Here is a 17,286-nt window from a genome sequence, read left to right on the forward strand (position 1 = left end):
GCGCCGACGGACCCGCCCTTGACGCTACCGACCGAGCCTGCGTGCGGTGGTCTTTCCGAGCGACCGCAGTGCTCAGAGGTAAGGGGTGACCTGTTCGGCGGCTTCGACCGGGTGGCCGGCTTGGATGGGCGCGCCGACGGCGTGGAACTTCCAGACGTCCGCCTCGCGTTGCACCTTGGCGACCACCATGCCGGTGTGCCTGCCGCCGACGCGGAGGTTGCCGCCGACGAGTTCGATGTCGGTGTTGGCGTCGACCAGGCGCCAGAATGCGTTGCGGACGCGTTCGAAGGTATGTCCGGCGTAGGAGGTGACGACGAAAACTACCGTGGACGCTTCGGCGGACAGCAGGGTGAGGTCGACATCGATCATCTCGTTGTCGCCTTTGCCCGCGCCGGTGAGATTGTCGCCTTGGTGACGGACCGAGCCGTCTTTGGACGATAATTGACCATAGAAAGCGGCGTCCATGAGTTCGCGGCCGGAAAAGACCAAGGCGGAGGCGTCGAGATCGATATCGGCTTCGCGGAGCCCGAATCGACCAGGTTCCCGGACCGGGTCCCACCCCAATGCCATTTTCACGTGCGACAATTCGGCGCCGCCCGGTTTACGCAGTGCCAATTCTTGACTGGCACCGAGCAGGCTGGGATCGGCCGGCGCGGGCAGCGGCACCGGCGGTTTCGGGGTGCGCCCCACCGCGACGCCGTGTGCGGTGAGCAGGGCGGCGAAACCGCTGTGGTAGCCGTGGCCGAGTGGGCGCAGGTGCCAGTCGGGGCCGCGATCCACGTCCAGTGCGACAACCGTCGACTCGGGTCCCAGATCGTCGATGACGTACTCGCACAATCGGTTTCCGGCCGCGTCATCGATCAGCAGCTCAGGGGCGGGGTATTCGCTCAGGCTGTCCTGCTGGTCGTCGAGTGCGACGACGACTCGGACATGTTCGATCTCGGCGGGAATCGCGCGCAGGTCGATTGCCAAGGCACTTGGTCGACCGGGCTCCCCCGGCATCAGCCGGACGCCTTCGCCGAGTGGCTGGTTGTAGAACACGAGATCCGCGTCGACTCGCACCATGCCGTCGGCGGTGAGCAGCAATGCGGACAGGTCGACGGCGGCGTTGTGCCGGACCGAAACAATGATGTGCTCGGCTTCGAGCACATTTACTTGCCCCCGAGCCAGTCGCACGGTCATTCACCACACCCTACAAAAACATTCCCGAAATGTCCGGAACGGCGCGGCGTCGATTATGTAGGCGAATATGCCTCGTAAAAGCATTCTCGCGCCCGGCGGCAGTCACCAGCCGATATTGCCCGCTATTCAGCGCCGTAATGCCGAGTGCCGCGTCTACCGCGTGTTCGGGAAGGATCAGCGACGGTCAAAGTCATGAAACCGGCCAGGGCGGGCCAAGGTTGGCAGTTACTGTCGCAATCCGGCCGAACGCCGCGCGTCCGAGATCGACATAAGCTGGTGCCATGTCGATTCAGAGTCAGCTCGAACGAATCTTTGCGGGTCTCAACGCATCCCTCTATCGCGTCAGTGGCGGGAAGCTCGGCGGCAAGCTGGGGCAGGCGCCGATCCTGTTGCTCAATACGGTCGGCCGCAAATCGGGCCAGCGGCGCACCTCACCGCTGCTGTACCGGCAGGACGGCGATCGCTATTTGGTCGCCGGGTCGCATCGCGGTGCGGCGACCCATCCCGCGTGGGTGCTGAACCTGCGCGCCAATCCCGATGCCGAAGTCGAGATCGGCAAGAAGACGATCCCGGTCACGGCCACCGAGCTCCCCCTCGCCGAGCGGGACGCCGCATGGGCCGAGCTGGACGCCATGTATGCCGCGTACGCCGATTACCGGGCCAAGACCGACCGGACCATCCCCATTTTCGCGCTCACCGCCCGCTGAGCCCGCACACCCGGGTCGGCATGGTCGCGCCGACCTGGGTCGATGACGCGCCAGGGCGGATCGCGGTGCCGCGGATCTCGGTGACCAGACTCCCGCCGGGGTGCGCCAGTTGCTCATCTATGACACTTGCCTGGCGTTCGTCACGTTTGTGTCATACCGTGGGGTGAAGGTAGCACCCTACTGATGGGGAATTGGCATGACCGTCGAGCACAACACCCGCGCACTCGAACACGACATCGTCACCGACTTCAGCTCGCGCCTGAGCTACGGCGGCTATCTCGACCTGAACACCCTGCTCAGCGCGCAGCATCCGGTCAGCAAGCCGGAGCATCACGACGAGCTGCTGTTCATCATCCAGCACCAGACCACCGAGCTCTGGCTCAAACTTGTGCTGCACGAAACGCGGGCGGCGCGGGCGGCATTCGAGGCCGACGACGTCGGCGTCGCGCTCAAAGGCATTGCGCGGGTGAAACATATCCAGAAAACGCTCACCGAGCAGTGGTCGGTGCTCGCGACGCTGACACCCACCGAGTACGCCCAGTTCCGCGCGGACCTCGGCAACTCGTCGGGCTTTCAGTCGTACCAGTACCGTGCCGTGGAGTTCATTCTCGGCAACAAGAACGCCTCGATGCTGCGGGTGTTCGAAGCCGATCCCGTCGCGCACAAGGAATTGCGTACGCTGCTGCACGAACCGAGCCTCTACGACGCGTTCTGGCACTACGTCGCGCGCACCGGACTCGACGTGCCGCGCTCGACGCTGGATCGGGACGTGACCAAGGCCTACGTCTTCGAACCGGAGCTACTCCCCCTGGTGAAGTCCATTTACGAAGCACCGCAAGAGCATTGGTCGATCTACGAGACGTTCGAAGAGCTGGTCGACCTCGAGGAGAACTTCCAGCTGTGGCGGTTCCGGCATCTGCGCACGGTGCTGCGCACCATCGGCATGAAGCGCGGCACCGGCGGCTCCAGCGGGGTCGGCTTCCTGCAGCGCGCGCTCGACCTCACCTTCTTCCCCGAACTGTTCGCCGTACGCACGGAGATCGGACGCTGACGACATGACTACCGAATCGCTCGACTTCGCCACCCGCGCAAAGGCTCTCGACGAATCCGATCCGTTGCGCGACTACCCGAGCCGCTTCCTCGGCAGCGACGACCCGCAGATCGTCGCCTACCTCGACGGCAACTCACTCGGCCGTCCCACCCGGGCGACGGCCGAGCGTCTCGCCGCCTTCGTCACCGACACCTGGGGCGGCCGGCTCATCCGTGGCTGGGACGAACAGTGGTTCGACCTGCCGCTGACCATCGGCGACCGGATCGGCGCGGCGATACTCGGCGCCGCCGCCGGCCAGACCACGATCGGCGACTCGACCACGGTGCTGCTGTACAAGATCGCCCGCGGCGCCCTCGCGCTGCGGCCGGGGCGCACCGAGATCGTGCTCGACCGCGACAACTTCCCCACCGACCGCTACCTACTGGAAGCGATCGCCGACGAGCACGGCATGACGCTGCGCTGGATCGAACCGGAGTTCACCGGCGGCGTCACCGCGCGGGACGTCGCCGACGCCGTCTCCGAACGCACCGCGCTGGTGGTGTTGAGCCACGTCGCCTACCGGTCCGGATACCTTCTCGACGCGCAGGCCATCTGCGCCGCCACGCACGACGCCGGCGCCATGCTGTTGCTCGACCTGTGCCACTCGGCGGGCGCGGTGCAGATCGAACTCGATTCCTGGGCAGTCGATTTCGCGGTCGGCTGCACCTACAAGTATCTCAACGGCGGTCCCGGCGCACCCGCGTTCGGCTACGTGCGCGCCGAACACCTCGCCGATTTCACGCAGCCGATCTGGGGCTGGATGGGGCACGAAAGTCCGTTCGACATGGCACAGGGATACCTTCCAGCCCAGGGCATCCGGCGGGTGATCAGCGGGACGCCCGCGATCATCGGCATGCTCCCGATCCAGGACACCCTCGACCTGATCGAGGAGGCAGGCATGGCGGCCGTGCGCGCGAAGTCGGTCGCGCTCACCGAATTCGCGCTCGAACTGGTGCGGAGCTGGCTGCTGCCGCTCGATGTCGCGATATCGTCGCCCACCGACTCGGCTCGCCGTGGTGGCCACGTGACGATCGACCACCCCCGGTTCAAGGAGATCACCGCGCGACTCTGGCAACGCGGCGTCATCCCCGATTTCCGTCCGCCGCAAGGGATTCGGATCGGCCTGAGCCCGCTCAGCACCACCTATGCCGAGGTGCTCGCCGGGGTGGCGGCGATTCGTGATGAGCTCACTACGCGATGAGCTCATCGCGCGCTGATCTCGCGGGGGCCGTCCTCGACGATATCGATTCACGGCCGGGCAGCGCGACCTCGCTCGCCCGGACCGTGCTCGGCGCCTACGTCCGCGACCTGGGCGGCTGGATCGCCATCGCCGACTTCAGCGGATTGCTGGCCGGGCTCGGCGTGCCAGAGCAGAGCACACGGACGGCGGTCGCGCGGCTGAAGAGCAAGGGTGTACTCCGCGCCGAATCCCGGGGCGGGCGCAGCGGATACCGCGTCACCGATGCCGCGGAGGCGATGTACTCGCGTGGCGATCCGCGCATCTTCGGCTTCCGGCAGATGGCCGACGGCGATGCCTGGCAGCTGATTTCGTTCGGTATTCCCGAATCCCAGCGCGCCGCACGACATCAGCTGCGGCGCAGGCTGTCCTCGATCGGCTGCGGCACGGTCTCCGCGGGTCTGTGGATCTGCCCGGAATATCTGGCGGCGGAGGCGTCGGCGATCGTTTCGGCACTGGAACTCGACGAGTACGTGACGTCTTTTCGCGCAACGGCACTCACGGTTCCCGGCACCCTGCGCGCGGCCGCGGCGCAATGGTGGGACCTGGCCGCGCTCGCCGATCGGCACCGCGCGTTCCTCGAACACCACCGCGATATCCTCGCCCGCGAAAAACTAACCGACCGACAGGCATTCGACCGTTTCGTGCCGCTGCTCGACGAGTGGCGCATCATCCCCTATCTCGACCCCGGCCTCCCCGAGGAGATGCTGCCCGCCGACTGGCCTGGGCTCGACAGCTTGCGGCTGTTCGCCGACGCGCAACGACGTTGCCTGGAACCGAGCCGCCGTTGGGTGCGGTCGAGCGTCGGCGAGACATCGATAAACGTAAAATGACATTCCGCTGAATTCGAAATCTCTTGGCACCCACTGCCGTAATGTGTGCCTCCGCGCCGAGCGACCGGGCTGAGCACGTGCGCGCAGTGCTGTCTGCACAGCGGTGGTGCACCCAACGGCGGCGTTGTATCATCACGCCCCTTTATCACTTCGGATGGCGGGACCAGAGCTTGACCAGTGGTATTCAGCGGACCCCCTCGTCCGCTCGTCGTGCGCGTTCTCGCCGAACTTCGGCGTCGCACTCACCCACGCTCGCCGCGCTACTCGCCTCGGCGGTGGAGCGCAATCCCGACGGGGTCGCCGCGATCTGCGGCGACAACTCGATCACCTACCGCCAACTCGATGCGCGCTCGTCGCAATTGGCGCGCACCTTGCTCACGATGGGGGTCGGGCCGGAGACCATGGTCGTGGTTGCGCTGCCGCGGTCGATCGACTCCGTGCTCGCGGTATGGGCGGTCGTGAAGACGGGCGCCGCGTTCGTGCCGATCGATCCGGGCCTGCCGGGCAACCGCATCCACTTCCAGGTCACGGACTGTGCCGCCGCCATCGGACTGACCAACAGCGAATACGTACCGACACTGCCCGGCGACGTTCGCTGGCTGGCCATCGATGACCCGGCGTTCATCGCAACGATGTCGACGGAGTCGGCGACGCCCATCTCCTATCTCGATCGTCCTGCGCTGCTGCGCATTTCGAACGCTGCGTATTTGATCTACACCTCCGGGTCGACGGGCCGGCCCAAGGGTGTCGCGGTGACCCACGCCGGTCTCGCCGCGTTCTGCGCCGAACAGATCGCCAGATACACGCTCACTCCGGCCGCGCGCACACTGCATTTCGCGTCGCCGAGCTTCGACGCCTCGGTGCTCGAGCTGTTGCTCGCCATCGGTTCGGCCGCCACCATGGTGATCGCGCCGCCGACGGTCTACGGCGGTGCCGAGCTGGCCGACGTGCTCGCGCGGCACGAGATCAGCCATGCCTTTCTGACGCCGTCGGCGCTGGCCTCGCTCGAGCCGACCGGTCTCGACCTGCTGCGCGTGGTCATCGTCGGCGGCGAAACCTGCCCTGCGCCACTGATGCACCGCTGGGCGGTGCCCGGTCGCCGATTCTTCAACGGCTACGGCCCGACCGAGACCACCATCATGGTGGCGATCAGTTCGCCGTTGTCGCCGAGCCGGCCGGTGACGATCGGATCGGCGCTGTCGGGCATGCACTGCCGGGTGCTCGACAAGCGGCTACGCCCGGTCGGCATCGGCACCGCGGGTGAGCTGTACGTCTCCGGCCCCGGTCTGGCCCGCGGCTACCACGCGCGATGCGGCCTTACCGCGCAGCGTTTTCTGGCCGACCCGCACGGCGCGCCCGGCACTCGGATGTATCGCACCGGTGACATCGTGCGCCGCGGCACCGACGGCGACCTCGAATACCTTGGCCGCACCGACGATCAGGTCAAGGTCCGGGGCTTCCGGATTGAGCTCGGTGAGATCGAATCGGTGCTGGCGCGGCAACCGGGGGTGCGCTCGGCGGTCGCCGTCGACCGTAAGACCCCGGCGGGCGAGACCGCGTTGGCGGCTTACGTCCAGCCCGAGCCCGGCGGCACCCTCGATGCCGCCGAGCTGGCGAACGCGATGGCCCGGCAGCTGCCGCAGTACATGCTGCCCGCGACGATCACCGTGCTCGATCGAATTCCCCTGACTCCCAACGGAAAGGCCGATCGGGCTGCCTTGCGGGTCCGCGCTGTCGATCAGCTCGCCTGCCGGTCACTGTCCGGCCCCGGCGAGGAATTGATCGCCGAGGTGTTCGCGCGGGTGCTCGGTCAGCAGCAGCTTGGCGCGGACTCCGATTTCTTTGCCTCGGGCGGTAATTCGCTGCTCGCCACCCAGGTGGCCGCGCGGCTGAGCGAGACGTGGCAGGCACAGATCCCGACTCGGCTGCTGTTCGATTACCCGACGGTCGCCGCGCTGGCGAAAGCTGTTCAGGCGCAACGGTTCGACAAGAGCCGACCGGCGCTGCTGGCCCGGCCGCGGCCGGAACGGGTGCCGCTGTCACCGTCGCAGCTGCGGTTCTGGCTGCGCAATCAGTTCGACCCGGAATCGTCGGTGGACAATATCGGCTTCGCCTTGAACATGGCCGGGGACCTCGATGTCGATGTCTTGCGCGCGGCATTCACCGACACCGTTGCGCGGCACGAGATTCTGCGCACGAGGTATCCCGCCGACGCCGACGGTCCGTGGCAGCAGGCCATCGAAACAGCGAGTGTCGTCGCCGATTTCGCCGTCGAAGAGATGATGACGGCCGCTCCCGACGCGGTGGCCGAGCGCATCCGCGCCATCCTGTGGCGTGGTTTCGATGTCTCGACCGAGGTGCCGCTGCGGGTTCGGCTGCTGCGGACACCTGGCGAATACGTAGTGGTGTGCGCGGTACACCACATCTGCGCCGACGGTTCCTCGCTGGCGCCGCTGGCGCGCGATATCGCCGCCGCCTATACCGCACGGTCCGCGGGCACGGCTCCGGCGTGGCGGCCGCTCGACATCCAGTACGCCGACTACGCCCTGTGGCAGCAGGAGTTGCTCGGCTCGCGCGAAGATCCGGAATCGATTCTTTCCCAGCAGCTTTCGTACTGGACCACGGAACTGGCCGGGCTGCCGGACGAGCTCGACCTGCCGACCGATCGGCCGCGACCTGGCATCGCGTCGTTGCGCGGCGCGGCCACCCAGCGCCCGGTGCCCGCCACGCTGCACCGCGCGTTGCTCGCCGTCGCACGCGAGCACAAGGCCACGCTGTTCATGGTGATGCGGTCGGCCTTGGCGGTTCTGCTTGCCCGGTTGTCGGGCTGTACCGATGTCGCCATCGGTGTGCCGATGACCAACCGTGCCGAGGCCGCCCTCGATGACCTGGTCGGCATGTTCGTCAATACGACGGTGTCGCGGACCCGGGTCGACCTCGGCGAGAGTTTCGCCGCGCTGCTCGACCGGACCCGGGAGCGGGATCTGGTGAACTTCGCCCATTCCGAGGTGCCGTTCGAGCATGTCGTCGACGCGGTCAACCCGGTGCGGTCACCCGGTCGGCATCCGCTGTATCAGGTCGGTTTCGCGTTCCAGAACTTCGGTAAGGCGAGCCTCGAGCTGCCCGGGCTGACGTTCTCCGGGCTGGACATCGACACACGGACGGCGAAGACGGATCTGCACATCGCGGTGGTGGACGAGCACGGCGCCGACGGCGCGCCGGGCCAGATCATCATCCGATTCAGTTATGCTACTGACCTTTTCGACGAGCCCACGGTGCTGCGGTTCCTCGACGCCTATATCCGCGTGCTGCACCAGGTCGCCGCCGATCCGGTCGGCGCGGTGGGCGACATCGATATGGTGCACCCCGATGAGCGGCGACGGATCGAATCCTGGGCGGCCGGAGCCGAGCACGCGGTCGCGCCCGAAACCCTCGGCGCGGCACTGCAACGCAACGCGGCGGCCGCGCCGGATGCCGTGGCCTTGGTCTGCGGCGTGGCGACACTGACCTATGCGCAGTTGCGGGACAGGTGTAATCGGTTGGCGCGGTGGCTGATCGGGCAGGGTGTCGGCCCGGAGACGGTGGTGGCGGTGGCTATGCGCCGGTCCATCGATCAGGTCGTCGCGTTGTGCGCGATCGCCGAAGCGGGCGGCGCCTGGGTGCCCATCGATCCGGACCATCCGGCCGAACGCATCGGCTACGTGCTGGATTCCGCAGCGCCGCGGTGTGTGTTGACCACCAGCGCAGACGATTTCACGGTGACCGCCGCGCATGCCGTCGACACCCTCGATCTGACGCGACTGGACGCCACGCCCGTGCTCCAGGACGAGCGGCTTCTGCCGCTGCGCGGCGACCATCCCGCCTACGTTATCTACACCTCGGGCTCGACCGGCCGCCCGAAAGGTGTTGTGGTCAGCCATGAGGCCATCGTCAACCAGCTCGCTTGGATGCAGCACCGGTACGGCGTCGAGGCCGCCGACAGCTATCTGCAGAAGACGCCCGCGACCTTCGATGTGTCGCTGTGGGGATACTTCCTGCCGCTGCGGGCGGGTGCGCGCATGGTGCTCGCCGGTCCGGACGACCACCGGGATCCTGCGGCACTGTGCGGACTGATCGCCACGCACCGGGTCACGCTCACCGATTTCGTGCCGACCATGCTGACGACCTTCGCGGGCCACGCGACCGCCGCCGAAATCTCCTCGCTGCGCGCCGTTTTCGTCATCGGCGAAGCACTCGCGCCGGAGACGGCGCGGGCCATGGCCGCGATCAGCCCCGCCGAGGTGCACAACCTGTACGGCCCGACGGAGGCCGCGGTCAGCATCACCGAGCACCGCGTCGAATCCAACGATCCGGCGGCCACGGTGCCGATCGGTGTGCCGGAATGGAATTCGCGGACTTTCGTCCTCGACGCCCGGCTACGGCCGGTGCCGGTGGGCGCGGTCGGTGAACTGTATTTGGGCGGCGTCCAACTTGCGCGCGGATACCACGGCGCCGCCGGGCTGACCGCTGGACGTTTCGTCGCGAATCCCGCCGACCGCGGTGCGCGGATGTATCGCACCGGGGACCTAGTGCGCTGGAACGCGCGCGGCGCCCTGGAGTACCTGGGGCGCAGCGACTTCCAGGTCAAGGTGCGCGGACACCGCATCGAACTCGGTGATATCGAAACCGCGCTGCTCGCCGATCCCGCTGTCGCGCAGGCTGCGGTCGCGGTGAAACCGTCCGATGCCGGTGACCGCCTCGTCGGCTATGTCGTCACGGCGCCCGGCGCGGCAGCCGACCCGAACGCCTTGCGACAGTCCATATCTCGCGTGCTGCCCGCCTACATGGTGCCGTCGGCGGTGTTGTTTCTCGACGCGCTGCCGGTCAATACCAGCGGCAAACTCGACCGGGCGGCACTCCCCCAGCCGGTGTTCGCCTCGCGGAACGGCATCGCCCCGTCGTCCGCGCTCGAGATAGCCATCGCCGAAGTATTCGCCGAGGTACTCGACGTGTCGCCGATCGGGGTGACCGACGACTTCTTCGAGCTCGGCGGCTCGTCACTGATGGCTTTCACACTGCATCAACGGCTTTCGGCCACCCTCGACCTCGACGTACCGATGGCGGCGTTGCTGACCACCCCGACCGTGCGTGGTCTCGCCGCGCATCTCACCGGATCGGCGGAACAGGCCCGAGCGGTGGCCCCCGCGGCGGACGCCGTGCTCGACCGCGACATCGATGGCCACCGCTGCCTGCCCGTATTCCGCGGGCTACCACAGGAAGTGCTGCTGACCGGTGCGACCGGCTTCCTCGGCGCCCACCTGCTCCGGGAACTGCTGGACCGCACCGACGCACAGGTCGTGTGCCTGGTTCGCGCCGACACCGCCGAGCAGGGTGCCGACCGGATTCGGCGGGCGCTGCACCGCTACAAACTGTGGAACGACAGCGCCGCGGCTCGAATCGTCGCTGTCCCAGGCGATCTCGCCGCACCACGGCTAGGCCTCGGTGCTGCCGACTACGAGCGCCTCGCCGAGAATGTCGACGTCATCCTGCACAACGGTGCCCGCGTCAATCACATCGACCCGTACGCACGGCTACGCACGGCCAACGTGGAGGGCACCCGAGACGTGCTGCGGCTCGCGACGACCCGCAGGCTCAAGCCGGTGCATTTCGTCTCCACCCTCGGCACCACCGTCGCCACGTCGTCGGCACCGGGCGTCATCGACGAGGACGTGCGGCTGCGTGCCGACCAGCTGTCCGAGAACGGCTACGTCACGTCGAAATGGGCCGCCGAGGAACTGGTCCGGCAGGCGGGCGAACGCGGCATCCCGGTCGGCATCTACCGGCCCGGAACCATCTGCGGCGACCCGAATGCCGGCGTGAACAGTGCCGACGATTCGTTCTGGAACATGATCCGCGCCGCCGCGATCCTCGGCCTGGCACCGGACGTCGGCGACGCGACCGTCTCCCTCGTCCCGGTGACCTACGTGGCCCGCGCCATCGTCGAACTCACCACCCGGCCCCGGGACCAATCCGTATACCACCTGGTCAACAAGACCCCGGTGACGGTAGGCGACATCTTCACGCGCCTGCGCTACCACGGCCTCCCCGTGACCGTCGCCCCACTGGACACCGTGCGCGCCGCCCTCGCTGAAGAATCGCACCGGCGCAACGCCATCGGCGACGATTCCCTTGTCCGCGCCGCCCTGCTGAGCACGAACTATCTCGGGCTCGCCGATCTCGATTGGAGCGACACGCACACCCGAATCGCCCTCGCAGGCACCGGCATCGACTGCCCGCCGATCACCGAGGCCGCACTCGACGCCTACGTCAGGGAATTCATCACCGCCGGTTTCCTGCCGTCCGGCACCACTCCCGGCGCGGTGCTGCGCCCGGCGGCGGATGCTCAGCAGGTGGTCGGTCCGGGGTCGGCACCGGCGACGACGGCGGTCAGCCAGAGCAGCGATGGCTCGTAACCAACCAGCTCGGCCGAAATATGTTCTGACGCAGGGGCTCTGAAGAACCTGAGATTCGCGCCCGCGGCGCAGTAGCGCTGCACGACGGGCTCGATGGCGGCGATCGGGATGATCGGGTCGGTGGTGGAGTGCCACATCGCGACGGGGATGTCCGGAGTGTCGCCGTAGCCGAGACTGTCTCGGTGCAAGACGGTTTGGATGTCGGGGTCGAGGAACGCCTGCTTGTCCTTGAGGTAGTTCTTCAGTGGCCGCCATGCGCCGGTGGCGGCCGCGGTGTAGAGGCAGCGGTGTTCGATGTCGCCGACCATGGTCATGCCGTCCGCGGTGAGGAATTTGTCGAGGGGCAGCAGATCCGGGTATTCCCTGGACAATCCGATCAGCCAGATCCAGCCGATGAAATCGGACTGGCCGGCGATACCGGGGCCCGCGTCCATGGCGAACATCGTCATCGCGTGCTTGTCGCCGGGCACACCGCCCTGGGCGCTGCCCTTGATCGGTAGTTCGGGCGCGTAGCCGCGGTGCAGTTCGGCCGCCCAGCCGGTGGCGCTGCCGCCGCCGGAGTATCCCCACAGCCCGACGGGCGAATCGGCCAAGCCCAGATCGGCGCGCCGAGCCGCGCGAACACCGTCGAGCACCATCCGGCCCTCGCTCGGCGCGAGCGTCGTGACGGTCTTGCCGTTGAAGTCGGGCACCGACACCGCCATGCCCTCGCCGAGGAACTGCAACAACAGCTGGGTTTCCTTCATCGTCCCCGCCCGCAGGGTGTGCGAGGGGTTGCACGCCGGATCCAGGCCGTCGATCGCCTCCTGATAGGAGATGACCGGGCGCGGAGTCGGACCGAGCCAGGGAATACCGGGGATCAGCACGGTCGTCGCGGTGACGATCGGTCGGTCGTGACTGTCGGTGCTGCGGTACAGGATTTGTTCGGTGTGCACCGGCGGCCACGGCACCCCAAGCAGATAGCTGGTCACCACGCGCTTGCGGATCACGTCGCCGTTGGCGTAGCGGTCCAGGTCGGCCGGGTCGTCGTACCATCGGTCGTCCTTGGGCATCGGCACCGGAATGACCGAGTAGATATCGGTTTCGCTGGGCAGTGGCGGGAGCTGATTCTCATCGGGCCGCACCGGCCAGGTAGGCCGAGTTCCGCCCTGGCCGGTGTCTGGCACGTCCGATCCGGCGGTGGCCGGTGCGGCGACCGCGAGGGAAACAGCGAGCGTGAAACCTACTGCGAATGTGGCACGACAAACACGGATCACTACCGGGCACCTCTCAGGCGAAGACGACATCGAAGCCAGAGGTCGCCGCGACCGGCGACCGCCAGCCGGGACACCATCGAGCGCCCGACGGACCGAAAGACGTCTCAGTCCACACGACGGTTCGCAGGTGTGTCACTACGCAACCGGCCAGGGTTTACCCGCTACCACTGTGCAAACTGCATAAATGTCGGCGGGCAGGCGAACCTCGGGTCGGTGCCGGAACCGATCACCGCCGGTGCTTTCAGCTCGATGCCGGGCGAAACCGCAGGTGCTGGCCTGGCCGCAGCTGCGCGAGCAGGTCGACGTCGGCGGTGACCACGGTCCCGATCACCGGGTAACCACCGGTAATGGGGTGATCGGCAAGGAACACCACCGGTTCGCCGCTCGGTTGCACCTGGATCGCGCCGAGCGGCATCCCTTCGGTCGGCAGCTCCTTGTCGTTGATCCGGCTCAGCGGCGCCTCGTCGCCGATGCGGGCCAGCCGCACACCGACCCGATCGGCCCGATCGGTCATCTCCCAGGTGCCGGTGAACAGCGATCGCGGATCGGTGAACCAGTCTTCCCGAGGTCCGAGCAACACCCGGACGGTGACGACACCCGAATTCGCCGAAGGCACCGGCGCCACAGCGACATTCGGCCACGGATAGCCGTCCGCGGCACCCGCGTTGAGCGTCATCCCCTCGGTCAGCGGCTCGGGGCCGAGTCCGGCGAGGGTGTCCCGGCTGCGGGAGCCGAGGACCTCGTCGACGGCGATGCCGCCGCGCACGCCGACATACGCGCGCAGCCCGGCGGCGGCCATGCCGAGCCGCAGCCGCTGCCCGGTGCGCAAGGCGAGCACCGACGCGTTGGCTTCGGCGACACCGTCCACGGTGAGGGGTGCGTCGGCACCGGTCACCGCGAGCAGCACCGGCGCCTCGGCCACGAGTTCCAGTCCGCCGAGCAAGGTTTCGATGCCTGCGGCGTCCTCGGGATTGCCGACCAGTCGATTCGCCAGCTTCAGCGAACCCCGATCGGCCGCACCGGAAACGCCGACGCCGACCGAGAACCAGCCGGGCCTGCCGAGGTCCTGGATGGTGCTCAACGGACCCGCGTCGAGGACCCGCAACACAGCACGACTGGTCGAACTCACTGCCTCGCCTCCTCGGTGAACCGGACCATGGTGCCCGGGCGCAGCAGGGACGGCTCGGCTCGGTCGAGATCCCACATCCGGACGTCGGTGGTGCCGATGAGCTGCCAACCGCCGGGCGAACGCCGAGGATAGACGGCGCTGTACCCGTCGGCCAAGGCCACCGAGCCCGCGGGCACCGAGGTCCGCGACTGCGTTCGGCGCGGCACGGCCAACCCGGAGCCGGTGGACTCCAGATAGCCGAAGCCCGGCGCGAATCCTATGAACGAGCACCGCCACACCGCCCGGGTGTGCGCGGCGATCAGGTCACGCACCGAGATACCCAATTGTGCGGCAACACTTTCCAGGTCCGGTCCGTCGTAGCGGACCGGGATGGTGCGCACCGCGTCCGGTTCCGGCTCGGCTGGTGCGGCGCCCTGTGTACGCCGAAACAGTTGCCGCAGTTGCTCTTCGACGGCACGAGCGTCCGCGCTGTCGGTCATGGTGACCAAGACCGTCTGCGCGGCGGGCAGCACATCGTGCACGCCTACCGGCAATTCGCGCCGCAGCAGGTCGATGAACGCGACCAGGTCGGCGTGCTCGTCGGGTGCGACGAGCACCGACCGGTCCCCCGCGGGCAGTATCCGAAGCGGTGCCTTCGGCACGGTGATCGCGGACATCGACACTCCTTCAGGCTAATTCGCGGCCGCGGGTCTCCGGCAGGCCGAACAGCGCGAGCACGGCGAGGACATAGCCGAAGGCGCCGAACATCATGGCACCGGCCAGACCCAGCGTGGTCGAGGCCAAAAACCCGACCACGGTGGGGAATATCGCGCCGACGCCGCGACCGAAGTTATAGGTGAAGCCCTGCCCGGTGCCGCGGGACGCGGTCGGGTACAGCTCGGAAAGGAACGAGCCGAAGCTGGAAAAGATGGCCGCGGTACAGAAGCCGAGCGGGAAGCCGAGGATCAGCACCATGGTGTTCGCGCCCTCCGGAACCTGGATGTAGGCGACCATGAAGGCGACCGACAGCACGGCGAAGAGCTGGATGGTGCGTTTGCGTCCGATCCGGTCGGCGAGGATGCCGCCGGTGACGTATCCGAGGAACGCGCCGCCGATCAGCATGAACAGATAACCGCCGGTACCAACGACATTCAGGTGGCGGCTCTTCTTCAGATAGGTCGGCAGCCACGTGGCGAGGGTGTAGTAGCCGCCCTGCACGCCCGTCGCGAGTACCGAGGCGAACAGCGTCGTCCGAACCAGGTCCCGTCGGAAGATCGACGCGAACGATCCCGCTCGCTTGCCCGCCGATTCACGGCGCTGGGTGACGGTTTCGGAGTCGGTCAGGTTGCGGCGCACCCAGATGATCAGCAACGCGGGCAGCGCACCGGTCCAGAACAGCACCCGCCAGGCCAGGTCTTCACTGACGAACTGGAAAACCAACGTGTAGACCAAGACCGCCAAGCCCCAGCCGACCGCCCACGCGCTCTGCACATAGGCCACCGTCCGGCCGCGATATTTGGTCTGCGCGTATTCGGCGACCAGGATCGCGCCCGCCGCCCATTCACCGCCGAAGCCGAGGCCCTGGAAGGCCCGGAAGATCAGCAGCGTCTCGAAGTTGGGCGCGAAGCCGCACAGCACCGTGAACAGGGTGTAGGTGGCGACGGTGAGCTGGAGGGTGCGTACCCGCCCGATCTTGTCGGCGAGCACGCCCGCCAGCGCGCCGCCGAGCGCGGACACCAGCAGCGTCACCGTGGTGAGCAGGCCGGCCTTGCCCGAGCTGATCACGAAGTAGGACGAAATGGCGCCGAGCGCCAGCGGTAGAACCTGGAAATCGTAGGCATCCAAGCCATATCCGCCGAACGCGCCGAGGAAGGCCTTCTTGCCTTTGGCGCTGAGGGTGCGGAACCAGTCGAAGGGTTGCGACTTCTCGGCGGGATCCACCGGGAGGTCTGTGGAAAGGCTCATGGATGCCTCGCAATGCTCGAGCTCAGGAGAGCGACGTACGTCACAGTAGCGTACGGATCGTTGAACGATTCTGCAATCCTAAAGTTGGATCGTCGGCTGGCCGTTCGATTCCTGAGTTATGCTCGAACGGCAAAGCCACTGGTCCACGGAGGTTTGGTTGACGACACCGGCAGATCGGCCCGATCCCGTTTACGCGGCGCTTTCCGAACACAAAGGACTGCTTGCCAGGTCCAGCCGGAGTTCGCAGATCGCCGACATCGTGCGCGCGAGCATCCTGGACGGGGCACTGCGGCCGGGCCAGCGCTTGTCCGAGCCGGATATCTGTGCGGCGCTGGGGGTTTCGCGTAACACACTGCGGGAAGCGTTCCGCTCATTGATCGAGGAACGCCTGGTCACCCACGAGCTCAACCGTGGCGCGTTCGTGCGCATCCCCACCTCCGACGATGTCGCGGAGCTCTATCAGTGCCGACGGGTCGTCGAGGGCGCCGCGGTGCACGGGTTCGACAGCGATCAGGAGCCGACCGAGCTCGCCGCCGCCCTGGCGCGCGCGGATGCCTGTGCGGCGGAACAGGATTGGACCGGCGTCGGGACGGCCGACATCGACTTCCACAAGGCGATCGCCGCGCTCAACCGCAGCAGGCGGCTGGATCAGATGATGGCGAGCGTGTGGAACGAGTTGCGGCTGGTCTTCCACGTGATGGCCGATCCGCTGACGTTCCACGAGCCCTACCTCGCCCGTAATCACGAGATCTACGAGGCGATGATCGGCGGGCAAGCCGCGGCGGCGGAGCAAATGCTGGCCGACTACCTCACCGACGCCGAGTCGCACATCCGCGGCGCGTACGCCCACATCGTCGCCTGACTCCGCCGTTTGCCGCAGTGTGAGCGCAATCCTGGCCACTGAACGGTCCGCCGAGGAGAGTGGGACGACTTGCCCCGTGTCGTGCCAGGAGAGGTCGTCATGTCCGACAGCAGTGCGCGGTTCCAGCCGATCGAATCGTTGCTCGAACAGACCGCGGCCGAGCTCGGCGTGCGGTCGGTCTTGGTCATGCGATCAACCCCGACTCACATGGCGGTCGAGGCGACAGCCGGTGCGGCCGAGGCGCACTACCCGGTGGGCGCGGAGGGCAAGAAGGGTGCGGCCTTCGCGGAGGCGCAGGAGCTTTACTGCGAGCGGGTCGTCGACAACGACACCGAACTGTTCGTGCGTGATTCGCGCGCCGACCCGGCCTTCGCGGGCAACGCGGACGAGGTGGAGTTCGGACTGGTCAACTACCTCGGGTTGGCGGTGCACAATCCGGACGGCAGCGTCTACGGCACCGTCTGCGTACTCGACGACCAGGCGCGCGACTACACCCCTGAGCAACGAGCCAGGCTTGCGGAGCTGCGCACCACGGCCGAGCAGGCTCTCGCCGCCGAACCGCGCCCGTGACCACGCGTTCTGCAAAGCAGACCG

General features: G+C 67.4%; 12 protein-coding genes. 7 read left to right on the forward strand and 5 right to left on the reverse strand.

Annotated elements, in window-relative coordinates; genetic code table 11:
• Positions 1-72: 72 nt before the first annotated feature.
• On the reverse strand, positions 73-1,182 hold the full coding sequence (locus ACIA8C_RS34335; protein WP_397142000.1) for a TerD family protein: 1,110 nt from the start codon (positions 1,180-1,182) through the stop codon (positions 73-75).
• A gap of 281 nt (positions 1,183-1,463) precedes the next feature.
• Here ACIA8C_RS34335 and ACIA8C_RS34340 point away from each other — a divergent pair, with 281 nt between their 5' ends.
• The 5 genes from ACIA8C_RS34340 (at position 1,464) to ACIA8C_RS34360 (ending at position 11,501) form a co-directional block, all read left to right on the forward strand.
• Complete coding sequence (locus ACIA8C_RS34340; RefSeq protein WP_397142002.1) at positions 1,464-1,889, forward strand: nitroreductase family deazaflavin-dependent oxidoreductase; 426 nt, start codon at positions 1,464-1,466, stop codon at positions 1,887-1,889.
• 196 nt (positions 1,890-2,085) lie between these two features.
• The gene (locus ACIA8C_RS34345; protein ID WP_397142004.1) at positions 2,086-2,940 is read left to right on the forward strand and encodes a tryptophan 2,3-dioxygenase; all 855 of its coding nucleotides are present in this window, start codon (positions 2,086-2,088) and stop codon (positions 2,938-2,940) included.
• 4 nt (positions 2,941-2,944) lie between these two features.
• Positions 2,945-4,180, forward strand: a complete 1,236-nt coding sequence (locus ACIA8C_RS34350) for a kynureninase (protein ID WP_397142006.1) — start codon at positions 2,945-2,947, stop codon at positions 4,178-4,180.
• Complete coding sequence (locus ACIA8C_RS34355) at positions 4,177-5,049, forward strand: PaaX family transcriptional regulator C-terminal domain-containing protein (RefSeq protein WP_397142008.1); 873 nt, start codon at positions 4,177-4,179, stop codon at positions 5,047-5,049. Before ACIA8C_RS34350 ends, ACIA8C_RS34355 begins: the two co-directional genes overlap by 4 nt.
• 275 nt (positions 5,050-5,324) lie before the next feature.
• Positions 5,325-11,501: an amino acid adenylation domain-containing protein gene (locus tag ACIA8C_RS34360; protein ID WP_397142010.1), complete on the forward strand. Its 6,177-nt coding sequence runs from the start codon at positions 5,325-5,327 to the stop codon at positions 11,499-11,501.
• Here ACIA8C_RS34360 and ACIA8C_RS34365 read toward each other — a convergent pair.
• The 4 genes from ACIA8C_RS34365 to ACIA8C_RS34380 form a co-directional block, all read right to left on the reverse strand.
• Complete coding sequence (locus ACIA8C_RS34365; RefSeq protein WP_397142012.1) at positions 11,432-12,667, reverse strand: lipase family protein; 1,236 nt, start codon at positions 12,665-12,667, stop codon at positions 11,432-11,434. The genes ACIA8C_RS34360 and ACIA8C_RS34365 overlap by 70 nt on opposite strands.
• A gap of 331 nt (positions 12,668-12,998) precedes the next feature.
• Complete coding sequence (locus ACIA8C_RS34370; RefSeq protein ID WP_397142014.1) at positions 12,999-13,886, reverse strand: biotin-dependent carboxyltransferase family protein; 888 nt, start codon at positions 13,884-13,886, stop codon at positions 12,999-13,001.
• Positions 13,883-14,542, reverse strand: a complete 660-nt coding sequence (locus ACIA8C_RS34375) for an allophanate hydrolase subunit 1 (protein ID WP_397142016.1) — start codon at positions 14,540-14,542, stop codon at positions 13,883-13,885. Before ACIA8C_RS34375 ends, ACIA8C_RS34370 begins: the two co-directional genes overlap by 4 nt.
• A gap of 10 nt (positions 14,543-14,552) precedes the next feature.
• Positions 14,553-15,830 (reverse strand): MFS transporter, encoded by a 1,278-nt coding sequence (locus ACIA8C_RS34380; protein WP_397142018.1) that lies wholly within the window; start codon positions 15,828-15,830, stop codon positions 14,553-14,555.
• A 157-nt stretch (positions 15,831-15,987) separates the two neighbouring features.
• Here ACIA8C_RS34380 and ACIA8C_RS34385 point away from each other — a divergent pair, with 157 nt between their 5' ends.
• The gene (locus tag ACIA8C_RS34385; RefSeq protein WP_397142020.1) at positions 15,988-16,692 is read left to right on the forward strand and encodes a GntR family transcriptional regulator; all 705 of its coding nucleotides are present in this window, start codon (positions 15,988-15,990) and stop codon (positions 16,690-16,692) included.
• A gap of 99 nt (positions 16,693-16,791) precedes the next feature.
• Complete coding sequence (locus ACIA8C_RS34390; RefSeq protein WP_397142022.1) at positions 16,792-17,262, forward strand: GAF domain-containing protein; 471 nt, start codon at positions 16,792-16,794, stop codon at positions 17,260-17,262.
• Positions 17,263-17,286 lie beyond the last annotated feature (24 nt).

The sequence above is a fragment of the Nocardia sp. NPDC051321 genome (genome assembly GCF_044455225.1).
GTDB lineage: Bacteria > Actinomycetota > Actinomycetes > Mycobacteriales > Mycobacteriaceae > Nocardia.

What these genes read in the sequence shown, in the direction of transcription:
- ACIA8C_RS34335 (WP_397142000.1), bottom strand. Translation starts at nt 1,182, where the DNA reads ATGACCGTGCGACTGGCTCGGGGGCAAGTAAATGTGCTCGAAGCCGAG.
- ACIA8C_RS34340 (WP_397142002.1), top strand. Translation starts at nt 1,464, where the DNA reads ATGTCGATTCAGAGTCAGCTCGAACGAATCTTTGCGGGTCTCAACGCA.
- ACIA8C_RS34345 (WP_397142004.1), top strand. Translation starts at nt 2,086, where the DNA reads ATGACCGTCGAGCACAACACCCGCGCACTCGAACACGACATCGTCACC.
- ACIA8C_RS34350 (WP_397142006.1), top strand. Translation starts at nt 2,945, where the DNA reads ATGACTACCGAATCGCTCGACTTCGCCACCCGCGCAAAGGCTCTCGAC.
- ACIA8C_RS34355 (WP_397142008.1), top strand. Translation starts at nt 4,177, where the DNA reads ATGAGCTCATCGCGCGCTGATCTCGCGGGGGCCGTCCTCGACGATATC.
- ACIA8C_RS34375 (WP_397142016.1), bottom strand. Translation starts at nt 14,542, where the DNA reads ATGTCCGCGATCACCGTGCCGAAGGCACCGCTTCGGATACTGCCCGCG.
- ACIA8C_RS34380 (WP_397142018.1), bottom strand. Translation starts at nt 15,830, where the DNA reads ATGAGCCTTTCCACAGACCTCCCGGTGGATCCCGCCGAGAAGTCGCAA.
- ACIA8C_RS34390 (WP_397142022.1), top strand. Translation starts at nt 16,792, where the DNA reads ATGTCCGACAGCAGTGCGCGGTTCCAGCCGATCGAATCGTTGCTCGAA.